At 72.6% G+C, this 13,296-nt stretch carries 14 protein-coding genes and 1 pseudogene; 2 read left to right on the top strand and 13 right to left on the bottom strand.

Annotated features, from left to right (window positions below; all coding sequences use genetic code 11):
- Nucleotides 1–24: 24 nt before the first annotated feature.
- From QSK31_RS27170 to QSK31_RS27190, 5 genes are all read right to left on the bottom strand, one after another.
- Nucleotides 25–846, bottom strand: a complete 822-nt coding sequence (locus QSK31_RS27170; RefSeq protein WP_285687185.1) for a hypothetical protein — start codon at nt 844–846, stop codon at nt 25–27.
- Nucleotides 837–1,367, bottom strand: coding sequence for a hypothetical protein (locus tag QSK31_RS27175; RefSeq protein ID WP_502873015.1), 531 nt, complete (start codon nt 1,365–1,367; stop codon nt 837–839). The genes QSK31_RS27170 and QSK31_RS27175 overlap by 10 nt, the downstream gene beginning before the upstream one ends.
- 123 nt (nt 1,368–1,490) lie before the next feature.
- Nucleotides 1,491–3,854 (bottom strand): sodium-translocating pyrophosphatase, encoded by a 2,364-nt coding sequence (locus QSK31_RS27180; protein WP_285687186.1) that lies wholly within the window; start codon nt 3,852–3,854, stop codon nt 1,491–1,493.
- Nucleotides 3,855–4,085: 231 nt separating this feature from the next.
- Nucleotides 4,086–4,526, bottom strand: a complete 441-nt coding sequence (locus tag QSK31_RS27185; RefSeq protein ID WP_285687187.1) for an ATP-binding protein — start codon at nt 4,524–4,526, stop codon at nt 4,086–4,088.
- Complete coding sequence (locus QSK31_RS27190) at nt 4,523–4,885, bottom strand: STAS domain-containing protein (protein WP_285687188.1); 363 nt, start codon at nt 4,883–4,885, stop codon at nt 4,523–4,525. Before QSK31_RS27190 ends, QSK31_RS27185 begins: the two co-directional genes overlap by 4 nt.
- Nucleotides 4,886–5,003: 118 nt before the next feature.
- On the opposite strand from QSK31_RS27190, the gene QSK31_RS27195 reads away from it, so the two are divergent.
- A complete protein-coding gene (locus QSK31_RS27195; protein WP_285687189.1) occupies nt 5,004–7,283 on the top strand; it encodes a DEAD/DEAH box helicase in 2,280 nt (759 codons plus the stop codon).
- A gap of 32 nt (nt 7,284–7,315) precedes the next feature.
- Here QSK31_RS27195 and QSK31_RS27200 read toward each other — a convergent pair whose 3' ends face one another.
- From QSK31_RS27200 to ssd, 8 genes and pseudogenes are all read right to left on the bottom strand, one after another.
- Nucleotides 7,316–7,837 carry an Rv3654c family TadE-like protein gene (locus QSK31_RS27200; RefSeq protein ID WP_285687191.1) on the bottom strand — a complete coding sequence of 174 codons (522 nt, stop codon included), beginning with the start codon at nt 7,835–7,837 and terminating at the stop codon, nt 7,316–7,318.
- Complete coding sequence (locus tag QSK31_RS27205; protein ID WP_285687192.1) at nt 7,834–8,199, bottom strand: TadE family type IV pilus minor pilin; 366 nt, start codon at nt 8,197–8,199, stop codon at nt 7,834–7,836. The genes QSK31_RS27200 and QSK31_RS27205 overlap by 4 nt, the downstream gene beginning before the upstream one ends.
- Nucleotides 8,196–8,324, bottom strand: a complete 129-nt coding sequence (locus QSK31_RS27210; protein ID WP_285687331.1) for a DUF4244 domain-containing protein — start codon at nt 8,322–8,324, stop codon at nt 8,196–8,198. Before QSK31_RS27210 ends, QSK31_RS27205 begins: the two co-directional genes overlap by 4 nt.
- 86 nt (nt 8,325–8,410) lie before the next feature.
- Complete coding sequence (locus QSK31_RS27215; protein WP_502873016.1) at nt 8,411–9,046, bottom strand: type II secretion system F family protein; 636 nt, start codon at nt 9,044–9,046, stop codon at nt 8,411–8,413.
- Nucleotides 9,043–9,255: a hypothetical protein gene (locus QSK31_RS27220; protein WP_285687193.1), complete on the bottom strand. Its 213-nt coding sequence runs from the start codon at nt 9,253–9,255 to the stop codon at nt 9,043–9,045. Before QSK31_RS27220 ends, QSK31_RS27215 begins: the two co-directional genes overlap by 4 nt.
- Nucleotides 9,252–10,028, bottom strand: coding sequence for a hypothetical protein (locus QSK31_RS27225; RefSeq protein WP_285687195.1), 777 nt, complete (start codon nt 10,026–10,028; stop codon nt 9,252–9,254). Before QSK31_RS27225 ends, QSK31_RS27220 begins: the two co-directional genes overlap by 4 nt.
- A gap of 374 nt (nt 10,029–10,402) precedes the next feature.
- Nucleotides 10,403–11,551 (bottom strand): annotated as a pseudogene (locus tag QSK31_RS27230) (TadA family conjugal transfer-associated ATPase); the annotation flags it as partial.
- A 20-nt stretch (nt 11,552–11,571) separates the two neighbouring features.
- Nucleotides 11,572–12,633 (bottom strand): septum site-determining protein Ssd, encoded by a 1,062-nt coding sequence (gene ssd, locus QSK31_RS27235; RefSeq protein ID WP_285687196.1) that lies wholly within the window; start codon nt 12,631–12,633, stop codon nt 11,572–11,574.
- Between the two features lie 207 nt (nt 12,634–12,840).
- Between ssd and QSK31_RS27240 the strand changes: the two genes are divergently transcribed.
- On the top strand, nt 12,841–13,224 hold the full coding sequence (locus QSK31_RS27240) for an STAS domain-containing protein (protein ID WP_285687197.1): 384 nt from the start codon (nt 12,841–12,843) through the stop codon (nt 13,222–13,224).
- Nucleotides 13,225–13,296 lie beyond the last annotated feature (72 nt).

Raw genomic sequence — 13,296 nt, forward strand, 5'->3', positions numbered from 1 at the left:
TGTGTCGCACACAATCCAGGAAGATCATGCACCAGCGCCGCCCGGCCACACCTCCGCCGGAGCCGACGCCGGCCGCTCGCCGACCAGCTCAGCCAGCCTGAGAAGGGGTCGCCGGCGGGTGATCCGGTAGTGGCGTCCACGATCCGACAAACTGCCGTCGAGCCCGGCCCGGCGCAGCGCGGCGACGATCATCTCCGGCTCGACCTCGTCGTTGAGATCGAGCGTGAAACCACCCGGACCGGCCGTGCCCGCCGCGGCCACCCAGAGCCGCAGCCGCGGCCCGCTGAGGAAGAGGCCGTCGGCGGCCGCCGGCCAGCCGCGGGCCAGGGCGTCCAACCTGCTCGAGTACGCCGTCCGTACCTCGAACCGAGGGCCGTCGTCCTCGTCCTCCACCGCCGAAGCATCTGTGGCCGCCTCAGCACTCTCAGCGATCATCTCGGGCGGGTCGTCCTCACCCTCCGTCGCCTCCAGGTCGGGTTCCTCCGGTGTCGCGGTCACCTGGAGCTCGCGTACCTCGGTCTCGGGCTCGTCGAACGGCCGCCAATGCACCACCAGGCCGCGGGTGAGCAGCTCAGCCGCCAGCACGTGCACCCGCCAGGCGTCGTGCACGCCGATCGACACCCGGGCGGTGCCGCCCATCTTGTCCAGCCGGCCGGGCCCGACCAGGAGCCCGGCCAGGTCCAGCGGGGACGAGTCGGTGGTCTCCGCCCCGAAGATCGGCAGCTGGCGGCCGCCGGGCGTGGCGTGGGACAGGGGGCGGCGGGTGCGGGAGGCAACCGGAACCGGCGCGGGCAGCAGCTCGCGCGGTATCAGCGGCCAGCCCGTCTCGGCCATGGTCAGCGGCACTCCGGCGCTTCGTCGAACGCCTGCTTCAATTCCACGGAGCTCAGCTTGCCGGTGTCGAGCTCACTCTGCTCGTACTCCTGGTTGAGTTTTTGCACCACGCCGGTGACCTGCTCGTAGAAAGTCTTCTGCGGTCTCGTGTCGAGCTTCTCGATGCCGCCGCGGGCGCGGGCGTAGGCGTCCCGCATACCGCTCAGCGACGCCATGAAGCTGTCCGCCACCTGCTCGCCCTGGTCGACGTCGGGGACGCCGGCCCGCTCCACCCCCGCCCGGGCGCGCTCGCTGGCCGTCTCGGCGCCGCTGAAGAGCCGGACCAGGTTCTCTTTCGCCTGGGCGGGCGTGGTCTCGGCGGTCATCTGCTCCTGGGTGCGGTCGGTCAGCGTGCCGATCTCGGCCCGCCAGGGCGCGAGCGCGTTGCACACCGCCGCCGCCCAGTTGCGCGGACCGGTGGTTTGCGAGCAGGCGGCCATCGACACACCGACGAGAAGGGAGATGACGATCAGCAACGATCGGGCCGGGCGCATGGCGAAAAGGGTACGTGTTGGCTCCGACACCTTTTCATCGTCATCGACATGCGGAAAGGGCACCCGGCTGAGCGCCGGGTGCCCTTTCTTGATCATCTTCGTGCCGGATCCGTGGACCTGGCGTCAGACGTTGACCTTCTCCGACGCCGGAGCGGCCGGAGCGTCCTCACCCATCGAGATCGGCTTACGCTTGCTGTTGATCACTGCAGCGACGATCACCAGCGCGGCCACGACGGCGATCGTGATCCGCAGCGCGTCGTTCTGATCGGTGCCGATGCTCCACGCCACGACCGCCGGGGCGATCAGCAGCGAGACCAGGTTCATCACCTTGAGCAGCGGGTTGATCGCCGGACCGGCGGTGTCCTTGAACGGGTCACCGACGGTGTCACCGATGATCGTGGCCTCGTGCGCCTCGGAGCCCTTACCGCCGTAGTTGCCGTCCTCGACCAGCTTCTTCGCGTTGTCCCAGGCGCCACCGGAGTTGGCCAGGAACACCGCCATCAGCGTGCCGGTGCCGATCGCACCGGCCAGGTAGGCCGCCAGAGCGCCGGCGCCCAGGCCGAAGCCCACCGCGATCGGCGCCATGATCGCCAGCAGACCCGGCGTGATCAGCTCGCGCTGAGCGTCCCGGGTGCAGATGTCGACCACGCGTCCGTACTCGGGCCGCTGGGTGCGGTCCATGATGCCGGGGAACTCGCGGAACTGGCGGCGAACCTCCATCACGACCGCGCCCGCCGAACGGGACACGGCGTTGATGGCCAGGCCGGAGAAGAGGAACACCACGGCCGAGCCGATCAGCAGACCGACCAGGTTGCGCGGGTTGGCGATGTTCAGCAGGTTGAGCACCTCGGTGCCGATCTGCTGAGCGGTGATGCCGGCTTCGGCGAGCGACGTACGCAGGGTGTTCACGTACGAGCCGAACAGCGCGGTCGCCGCCAGCACGGCGGTGGCGATCGCGATGCCCTTGGTGATCGCCTTGGTGGTGTTACCCACGGCATCCAGCTCGGTGAGGATCTGCGCGCCGCTCTCGCTGACGTCACCGGACATCTCGGCGATGCCCTGCGCGTTGTCCGAGATCGGGCCGAAGGTGTCCATCGCGACGATGACGCCGACCGTGGTCAGCAGGCCGGTGCCGGCCAGCGCCACCGCGAACAGCGACAGGGTCAGCGACGTGCCGCCGAGCAGGAACGCGCCGTACACGCCGGCGCCGATCAGCAGCGCCGAGTAGACCGCCGACTCCAGGCCGACGCTGATGCCGGCCAGCACCACGGTGGCGGCGCCGGTCTGCGACGACTTGCCGATGTCCTGCACGGGACGCCGCTGGGTCTCGGTGAAGTACCCGGTCAGTGCCTGGATGGCGGCGGCCAGCACGATGCCGATCACGACCGCGCCGATGGCGACGAAGCGCGGGTTGGCGCCGCTCGCGACCACATCCGGGTCGATGGCGGCGTCGGTGCCGAAGCCAGCGAACGAGTCCGGCAGGTAGATGAAGCTGACGATGGCCACGATCACCGCGGACAGCACCGCGGAGATGTAGAACGCCCGGTTGATCGCGGTCAGGCCGCTCTTGTCGGACGCGCGCAGCCGGGTGATGAACACACCCACGATCGCGATGACCACGCCGACCGTCGAGACGATCAGCGGGAAGATCAGGCCGTCCTGCCCGAACGCCACCTGGCCCAGGATCAGGGCCGCGACCAAGGTCACCGCGTACGACTCGAAGAGGTCGGCCGCCATGCCGGCACAGTCACCGACGTTGTCGCCCACGTTGTCCGCGATGGTGGCGGCGTTACGCGGGTCGTCCTCGGGGATGCCCTGCTCCACCTTGCCGACCAGGTCGGCGCCGACGTCCGCGGCCTTCGTGAAGATGCCGCCGCCGACCCGCATGAACATGGCCAGCAGGGCGGCGCCGAAGCCGAAGCCCTCGAGCACGGTGGGAGCGTCGCCGCGGAAGATGAGCACGACCAGGGCGCCACCGAACAGACCCAGGCCGACGGTGAGGAAGCCGACCACACCACCGGTCTTGAAGGCGATGGTCATGGCCTTCTCACGTCCGCCGGACTCACCGGCCGCCGCGGCCACTCGCAGGTTCGCGCGGGTCGCCAGGGCCATGCCCCAGCCGCCGATCAGCGAGCTGAACACCGCACCGACCACGAAGAACAGCGAGCGGCCGATCTTGACCCAGGTCTCGTTGTCGGTGGCGTGCACCGGCAGCAGGAACAGCAGGATCACGGCGATGACGACGAAGATCGCCAAGGTCTTGAACTGGCGGGAGAGAAAGGCACTCGCGCCCTCCTGCACCGCTCCCGCGATCTCCTGCATGTTCTCGGTGCCACGCCCCGCGGCGAGCACCTTCTTGACGAAGTAACCCGCGAAGGCGAGCGCCACCAGCGCGAAGACGATCGCGACGATGATGAAACTGACGTTCGAACTACTCAGGGACACCTCGCCGCCCTCCGCGGCGAGATATTCCACTTTGCCGGACATCCAATGTCCTCCTGTAACCGACAACCCCCCGGCGGCGGACGTGACCGCCGGGTGCCTCCCCGCTCATCGCGGGAGTGACGACGACTAGGTCCCGCGGCTGCGGGACCAGGAGCAGTAGCTGATAACCCGCGTACTGTATAGGTCCGTCGTGTTTGTGGTCACACCTGGTTCGGGCCGTGTCGGGGTGATGTTTACCGCTGTGCTAGCCCGCCGTTCGAGGTTTACGAACGATCAACGCCGATTGACCGGCCACGCCATCCGGACCTCGGTGCCCGTGCCGTCGTCGACGGGACGCACCTGGAGGTCATCGACGAAACCGGCGAGCAGGGCGAATCCGACACCGGTGGTGAGCGCCTCGTCGGGCAACGACTCGTCGGCCAGCTCGTCCGGGAGGAGTTTCGCCAGGCCGATGCTGGCGTCGATGGGCGCGTGGTCGATCACCCGGACCGCGTACGAGTCGGCGTCCGACATCTCGACCGTGACCAGATCGGTCAGGCCGTGCTGCCGGTGCAGCGCCACCGCGCGGGTGCAGGCCTCACCGATCGCGAGCCGCACCTCGTCCAGGAGCTCCTCGGCGACCCCCGCCCGCCGGGCCACGGCCACGCCGACCAGGCGCGCCGTGCGGACATGCACGGGCGCGGGCGAGAAGGACAACCGGACCGTCGCCATCACTCGGTCGGACCGGCGCCGTCACCGCCGGTCGAGGTCGCGGCCTCGATCGACGCATAGATGGGGAAAACCTGATCCAGAGCGGTGATCCGGAAGATCTTGAGCAGTGGCTCCTTCGAGCAGACCAGGCCGAACGTGCCGTCCGCGGCCCTGAGTCGTTTCAGGGCGCCGACCAGCACACCCAGGCCGGTGGAGTCGAGGAAGTCGACCCGGCCCAGATCCACCACGACCTTGCGCGCGCCCCCGTCGACCAACTCGACCAGGCGTTCCCGCAGTCGTGGGGCGGTGTAGACGTCGACCTCGCCACCGACCTCCAGGACCGTGTGTCCGGCGACGGTGCGGGCCGCCAGCGACAACTCCATCGTTCCTCCTCGGCCGATCTCCCCAGCGAATCTAACCACCGAGGGGAAGCCCTAGACGCGTGGCACCCGTCGTGGTACCCGTTTGGGGTTCGTCGCATACCGATGCGAGAGTGCTGTCGTGCCGGTCACCCACCCTCTTCTCAGCCGGCCGGCCGTGACGCACGTGGAGCGGATCCCGGCCCGTTCCGGTCGCACGGTTGCCTGGCCCGGGTGGGTCCACGAGGACGTGCGCACGGCGTACGCCGAGAATGGGATCTTGCAGCCGTGGGAACATCAGGCGGTGGCCGCCACGATGGCCCACGACGGTCTGCATGTGGTCCTCGCCACCGGGACCGGGTCGGGCAAGTCCCTCGGCTACCAGTTGCCGGCGCTGTCCCGCCTGCTGTCCGACGAGCGGGCGACGGCGCTCTACCTCTCCCCGACCAAGGCGCTCGCGGCCGATCAGTTACGCGCCGTCGCCGGTCTCGGTCTTTCGGGGGTACGCCCGGAGAGTTACGACGGGGACACACCGCGTGCCGAGCGGGAGTGGATCCGGCAGCACAGCCGCTTCGTGCTCACCAACCCCGACATGCTGCACCACGCCGTCCTGCCCGGGCACGCCCACTGGGCCGCCTTCCTGCGCAGGCTCGCGTACGTGGTGGTCGACGAATGTCACGCCTATCGCGGGGTGTTCGGCTCGCACGTGGCGCATGTCCTGCGGCGGCTGCGGCGGGCGGCCGCACGCTACGGAGGCTCGCCGACCTTCGTGCTGGCGTCGGCTACCTCGGGCGACCCTGCCGACGCGGCGTCCCGGCTGACCGGACTCAAGGTCAACGCGGTCACGTCGGACGCCTCGCCACGAGGGGCCGTCACCTTCGCCCTGTGGGAGCCGCCGCTCGTCTCCTCGTCCCACAGTTCTTCATCCCTTGATGATCAACTTCTGGTGCGGCGGTCGGCTCTTGCCGAGACGGCCGACCTGCTCGCCGACACCATCGCCGACGGGACGCGGACACTCGCCTTCGTCCGGTCGCGCAAGGGCGCCGAGCTGATCGCGACGTGGAGCCGCGCCCGCCTCAACGCCGCCGTGCCCGGCTTGGGCAAACGGGTGGCGGCGTACCGCGGCGGCTACCTGCGCGAGGACCGCCGGGCGATCGAGCAGGCGCTGCTCGCCGGCGACCTGCTCGGCCTGGCCTCGACGAACGCGTTGGAACTCGGCGTCGACCTGGTCGGCCTGGACGCGGTGCTGATGTGCGGCTACCCCGGCACGCGCGCGTCGATGTGGCAGCAGGCGGGCCGCGCCGGCCGCGCGGGAGGCGACGCGCTGGTGGTGCTGATCGCCCGCGACGACCCGCTCGACATGTACGTGGTGCATCACCCCGCGGCGTTGTTCGGCAAGCCGGTCGAGGCCACCGTCCTGGACCCGTCCAACCCGTACATCCTGGGTCCGCAACTCTGCTGCGCCGCCGCCGAAGCCGCGCTGACCGCCGAGGACCTGGAGATGTTCGGTCCCGCCGCGCCCGCCGCGGCCGAGGCGCTGGCCGCCTCCGGTGCCCTGCGGAAGCGGCCGACCGGCTACTACTGGACCCGGCGCGGCACCCCCGACGTGGACCTGCGCGGCACCGGCGGCGCTCCGATCTCGGTCGTCGAGTCGGCCACCGGCAAGCTGCTGGGCACGGTCGATCCGGCGTCCGCCCACGCGATGCTCCACGTGGGCGCCGTCCACCTGCACCAGGGCCAGACGTACGTGGTCGACGACCTGGACCTGGACGACGCCGTGGCCCTGGTGCACGCCGCCGACCCGGACTGGTCCACCCACCCGCGCGACATCACCGACGTCTCGGTGGTGGCCGTCCGCTCGTACGTGGACGCCGGCCCGATCGGCCTCTTCCTCGGCGAGGTGGACGTCACCAACCAGGTGGTGTCCTACCAGCGCCGCCGCATCAGCACCGGCGAGATCATCGACACCACACCCCTGGACCTGCCGGCGCGCGAGTTCCGCACGGTGGCCGTCTGGTTCACCATCTCGCCCCGCGAACTGTCCCGCGCCGGCGTGGCCCCCGCGGACATCCCCGGCGCCCTGCACGCCGCCGAACACGCGGCCATCGGCCTCCTCCCGCTGATCGCCACCTGCGACCGCTGGGACATCGGCGGCCTCTCCACGGCGAACCACCCCGACACCGAGGCGCCCACCGTCTTCGTCTACGACGGACACGCGGGCGGCGCCGGGTTCGCCGAACGCGCCTACGGCACCGCCGCGGCCTGGCTGACCGCCACCCGCGACGCCATCCGGTCGTGCGCCTGCGAGGCCGGCTGCCCCTCCTGCATCCAGTCCCCCAAGTGCGGAAACGGCAACAGCCCCCTGGACAAGCCCGGCGCCGTGTCCGTCCTCGGTTCCGTCCTGGCCCACCTCCCCGCCTAAGTCCTGTCTCGTCGCGGCGGTTGCGTTCGGTTCTATCCGGCCGGGGCCGAGAGCGGGCCGGCTCGGGCCGCGGCGCGAGCCGGCCTCGGGAGGCGGCCCGTCGTCACGGTCACGTGGACGACGATCTCCAACCCTTCGATCTCGCACGACGCCAGCGCGCCGCCGTTGGCCTCGACCAGGCGGCCGGCCGCCGCGCAGGCGGACTTCGGCCCTTCGGCCACCCGGAGCGCACCGGCGAGCGCGCCGAAGTCGGCCGCCGTCCGCGCCTGGTGCCGGGCGACGCGGGCGTTCGCCGCCAGGGCGCCGACGAGCCCGGCCGCGACCAGGACGAGCCCGATGGCCAGCACCAGGACCGAGGCCGCCCCACGGTCCGAGCGGCCGGCGCGGCCGGCATCGTCCCAGCAGCCGGCGCCGTCCCAGCAGCCGGCGCCGTCCCAGCAGCCGGCGCCGTCCCAGCAGCCGGCGCCGTCCCAGCAGCCGGCGCCGTCCGAGCGGTCGGCCCGGTTCGAGCGGCTCGAGCGGTCAGCGCAGGCTGTAGGGGAAGCGGGCGTCATGGGATCGGGTCCGTGGCGGCGGGTTCGCGGGCGGCGGTCGCCTCGGCCGTGACGGTGATCGGCAGGGTCAGGTCGCCGATCGGGCGCAGCCGGGACACCACGGTCACCGTGACGAGGTCGGTACCCGGGGCCACGTCGTGGGTAGCTTCCGGCGCGATGCGTTCGATCGCCGGGGCGGCCGGCTCGCCGCGCGCGGCCGCCAGGGCGCCTTCCCGGGCGGCGTCCACACACTCGATCTTGGTGGCGACGGCGTCCACGATGGTCAGGCCCGCGTACAGCAGCAGGAGGAGCGCCGGCAGCCCGGCGGCGAACTCCGCGGTGAACGACCCACGGTCGCCACCGGGCCACCGGCGCCGGCTCAACTCAGTGCCTTCTCGACGATGCCGGCCAGCGCCGCCTGAGTCTTGGCGCTCGACAGGACCTTGAGGAGCAGCCCGGCGAACGCCACCGCGGCGATCGTCCCCATGGCGTACTCGGCGGTGTTCATTCCCGCCTCTGCCGCCTCTCTGGTCAGCCGCACGACGCGGGCCTTGAGTCTGTGCACGTGGTTCTCCTTACTGTGGGGTGGTTGGTTCACAACATGTCGCCGATGAGGGCGACCAGCACCGGCACGAGGCCGGCGAGTACGAAGGCGGGCAGGAAGCACAGCCCGAGCGGCAGCACGATCAGCACCCCGGCCCGTTGCGCCGCGGCTTCGGCGGCGACTCCCCGATCGGCCCGCAGGTCGTCGGTGAGCCTGGTGAGCGCCCCGGCCAGCGCGCCGCCGCTGGAACTGGACCGGATCGCCGCCGTCACCAGGCGATCCGCACCTCTCACATCGGACAGGTGCGCCCACGCCTCATCCGGTCCGGCCCCCAGCCGCAGGGAGCGGGCGGTCCGTTCGAGCCGCTCCCCCAGCGGACCGCCGAGCGCGTCGGCCACCGCGAACACCGCCCGGTCGACCGGCGTCCCGGCCCGCAGCGCCGCGGCCAGCAGGTCGGCGCAGAGCGGCAGGTCGGCAGCGGCCCGGAGTCGCGCCTCGCGCACGTGACCCGGCTCCCGGGTGCGGAGGAACCGCCACGCCCCGACACCGGCCCCGATCGCCGGCGGCACCGCCCACCACGTCCCGGCCAGGACGACCACGCCTGCCGCGACACCGGCCGCCATCAGCAGATGCAGCCGAGCCGGCGCGGTCACGCGTGGCCGCCCCGCGGACGCCGACACGGTCATGCGCGGTCGCCGGCGGAGATGGGTGCGGCCTTCGGTTCGGTCCGGGTGGTCAGCCGGTCGGCCTCGGCGCAGACAAACGGCGCGCTGGACTCCTCACCCTCCGCGGCGTGCAAGATCGCTGCTGCGCAGCAGGCCCTGAGGGGGACGGCGGAAGGCCCGCTGCTGCGCATGAAGCGGTCGGCCCCGCACACCTCGCGGTCGGCGGTCATCGGGTGACCCCGGCGTTCATCCGGTCGCACCACAGCAGCCCGGCGGCCTGCAGCGTCACGGCGCTGAGAGCGCACGCCGCGCCGAGCCTCGTACCGAAGAGAACCTGAACCGGGTCGGCGCCGATGCTGTAGCCCAGCCCGATCCCGGCCGGCGGCAACGCCGCCAGCAGCAGCGCCGTCATCTGCGCGCCCGCCGCCTGAGCCCGGGCCGACGCGGTGGCGCGATCGGCGGCCCGAGCGTCGTCCTCGATGCGTTCGACCAGGTCGGCGGCCGGGGCGCCGGTCCGCTCGGCCAGGCGCCAGACCGCGGCCGTCAGCTCCGCGAGACGCCGATCGGCCAGCTTTCCCGCCGCACGGCAGGCCGCCGGTGGCAGCCCGGCGCGCAGGCCACCGGCCAGCGAGCACAGTTCGTCCAGGCTGGACGAACGCGCCGCCGATGCGGCCCGCCGAGCCGTCGCCCGCAGCAACGTCCGGACCAGCAGCAGGGCGTAGACCGCCCCGACGATCGCGGCCACCGGACCTCCGGTGAGCAGCCCGGCGCCGGCCGCCCCGACCGCGCCCAAGGCGATCACGCGGCGCGGGTCGGATGCCGCGACCCGCGCGACATACGAGCGCACCGCACCGAGGTCGACCGTGCGACGCGTTCCGCCGCCCGCCGACCGCAACCGCCGCAGCGGCGCCCGCAGCCGCCTGATCCGAAGGCCGGCGGCCGGCACGACGACCAGCGCGACCAGGATCAGCAGCAGCGCCAGCTCGCGAAAGTCGTCACTCATCGCCGCACACCCGCCAGCACTTCGAGCCCGGGCCGAACGCGGCGGGCCGGCGTATCCGCCGGTGCAGGCGCCGCCACCGGCCGGTCCGTCGACGCCGGCCCATCCGCCCGCGCCGCCTTGACCACCGGCGCCGCCTTGACCACCGGCGCCGGCCGATCGGCCCAGTCGGTAGCGAGGCGACCGACGCCGGGTGCCACCTGTCGTCGCTCGAAGGGCGCACGTTGCCGGACTGCGCCGCCGGACTCGTCCGGCTCCAGGAGATCGGCCCACGGACGAGCCTTGGTCGCCGCCGCACCGGGCACGGGCAAGGGCGGAGGCATCGCGGGCGGGGCGGGCGGGTGCGGGACCGGTGCGTGGAGGGGCGGGACCGGTGCGAGGAGGGGCGGGACCGGGACGCCCCGGGAGGCGAGCAGCTGAGCCAGCGCCTCGGCCGCAGGACCCTGGCCGCCGGTGCGGTGCCAGGCCGTGACCACGGTGGCCAGGCGTTCGTGTCCTTGCGGGAGCAGGATGCTGATCGACTCCAGGAAGCGGCCCGCCGCAGTGCGTTTGACCTGCAGGATCACCTGCAACGCCGCCAGCACCTGGGCGTGCAGCGCCGCCCGTGGCAGCCCGCCGAGCAACCCCAGCGCCTCCAGCCGCGCCGGCACGTCGGCCGGCGCGTTGGCGTGCAGGGTTCCGGCGCCGCCCTCGTGGCCGGTGTTCAGCGCCCCGAGCAGGTCAGCGATCTCCGCGCCGCGGCATTCGCCGATGACCAGCCGGTCGGGACGCATCCGGAGCGCCTGGCGTACCAGATCGGTGAGCCCGACCACCCCCGCACCCTCCACATTCGCCGTCCGGGCCTGCAGCGCCACCACGTGCGGGTGGGTGGGCCGGAGCTCGGCCGCGTCCTCCACCAGCACGATCCGTTCGGTGGGCGGAACCAGGCCGAGCAGCGTCCCGAGCAGGGTGGTCTTGCCGCTGCCGGTGCCGCCGGTGACCAGGTACGCCAGGCGGGCCGCCACGATCGCGGCCAGCACCTCGGCCGGCCCGGTCCCCACGGTGCCGTCGGCCACCAGGTCATCCAGGGTGAACGGGCGCTGGCGGAAGGTTCGCAACGACAGGTACGGCCCGGAGGTTGCGATCGGCGGCAGCACAGCGTGCAGGCGGGTGCCGTCGGGCAGCCGGGCGTCGGCGAACGGCTGGCCGTCGTCGAGCCGCCGGCCACACGCGGCAGCCAGGCGCTGTGCCAACCGGCGTACCTCATCGGTCTCGCCGACCCGCGCCTCGGCCCGCACCAGACCGGCGCCTCGATCGACCCACACCTCGGTGCCGTTGACCAGCACATCGGTGACCTGGGGATCGTCGAGCAGCGGGGCCAGCGGCCCGGCGCCGACCAGCTCGTCGTGCACGCGGCCGGCCAGCCGCAGCACCGTCGTGTCGCCCAGCACCGCGTGCGCGGGCTCGGACCGGACCGCCGTGACCACCGCCGCGGGCGTCGCATCCGTGCCCTCGACCGCGAACTGCCGCCGCACCCGCTCGGCCATGCCGGCAGGCAGGTCGCCGCTCACGCCGCCGCGCCGAGCAGGTCGCGGCACAGCTCGGCCAGGGGACCTTTGCCGGTGACGGCCGGCGCCTCGCCGCGTTCCAGGGCCTCGCATATGCCTGGTTCCGCCCGCAGCGCACCCGCCAGTGGCAGCGCGAGGGCCTGGGCGACGTCCTTCGCCTTCAGCCGCCCCGGCGCCGGGCCGCGCACCACCACCGCCCGGTCGTCGCAGTGGTGGCCGACCATCGCCGCGATCCGGGCGGCCGCCGCGGTGGCGCGCAACTCGGCGGGCACCACGAGCAGGGTCCGGTCGGCGGCCTGCAACGCCAGCGTGGCGGCGTCGTCGAGCCGCCGGGGCAGGTCGATGACGACCAGGTCGCGTCCGCGGCGGGCCGCGTCCAGCGTGGCGGCCATCGCCTCCCCGGGCACCGGCAGCAGGTCGTCGTTCCGTGTGAACGACAGCAGCACCAGGTCACCGCGGCTGGGCAGCGCCTGCATCAGGGCGGGCGGGTCGACCCGGCCGTCGGCGCCGGCCAGGGCGGGCCAGCGCAGGCCGCCGACCCCCTCCCAGCCGAGCACCAGGTCGAGGCCGCCGCCCAGCGGATCGGCGTCGACCAGCAGGGTGCGCATCCCGCCCTGCACGGCGGTGACGGCCAGCCCGGCGGCGAGGATGCTGGCGCCCGCGCCACCCCGGCCGCCGATCACGGCGAGCACGCGTGCGGACGTACGCACGGCGGGCCGGTCGGCGAAGCGGTCGACCACCCAGGGCTCGGCGGTGGGCAGCGCCGCTACGTGCTCGGCGCCGAGCAGCTGGGCACTCTCCCAGGTCTCGTCGGGCATGCCCCGGTGTCCGACGATGATCACTCGCTCGCGGCGTGGCAGGCGGGCGCGCAGACACGCCTCGACCTGGTCGAAGCCGATCACGACGAGCGGCGCTCCGGCATATCTCGGGCGGGCGGCGGCCGGGTCGTGCGCGACGTCGACCTCGGTGCCACCGGCGGCGGCGAGACGCAGAAGGTCGTCGAGCAGGTCGGAGTCGGCGGTGACCACGAGCGGCAGACGCGGTCCGGGCGACAGGGGCATCGGGCCTCCAGGTGAGCGGTGGGCTCACACCGTGGCTCGTTCGCGACCGTCCCGGCGGCGGACGATCGCCTTCCTGTGGACAACCCCGTTACCTGTGGATAACCCGTTCGGGTGGGGCTGACGTGCTACCGGGACTGACCAAAACCGGGCGAGTGGAGTCGGCCGGTCTTGGGTATGTTGATGCGACACGAACGCGATGGAGTGCGCATGGAGACTTCGATCCTGACCGCCGCCGCCGAGGACGGCGCGGCGATCGTGGCGGTGTCGGGCGAGGTCGACTTCTCCAACGCTCCCGAGGTGGCGGAGGGGATCCGCGACGCCGTCGCCGAGTTCGAGCCGCCCGTGGTCTACGTCGACCTGAAGGACGCGTCGTTCGTGGACTCGACCGGGCTGGGCGCGTTGATCGAGGGCTACCACGCCGCCGCCGAGCGGGAGTGCCGCTTCGTCGTGGTCAATCCGACCCGGAACTTCCGCCGCGTCCTGTCGGTGACCGGGCTGAACGAACTCTTCGGCCTGACCGAGATCGACGATGCGAGCATCGGCCAGTTCGGGTCGGAACAGTTCCGGGACTCCGAGGCAGCCGGGGCCTGAGAGAGAAGACGACCCCCGTCGGGGGAGACGGGGGCCGTCCCTGGATTCGGCTCCGGGGGGGTCGAGCCGAAT

The organism is Actinoplanes sp. NBRC 103695 (assembly GCF_030269485.1).
In the GTDB taxonomy this organism is placed as follows: Bacteria; Actinomycetota; Actinomycetes; order Mycobacteriales; family Micromonosporaceae; genus Actinoplanes.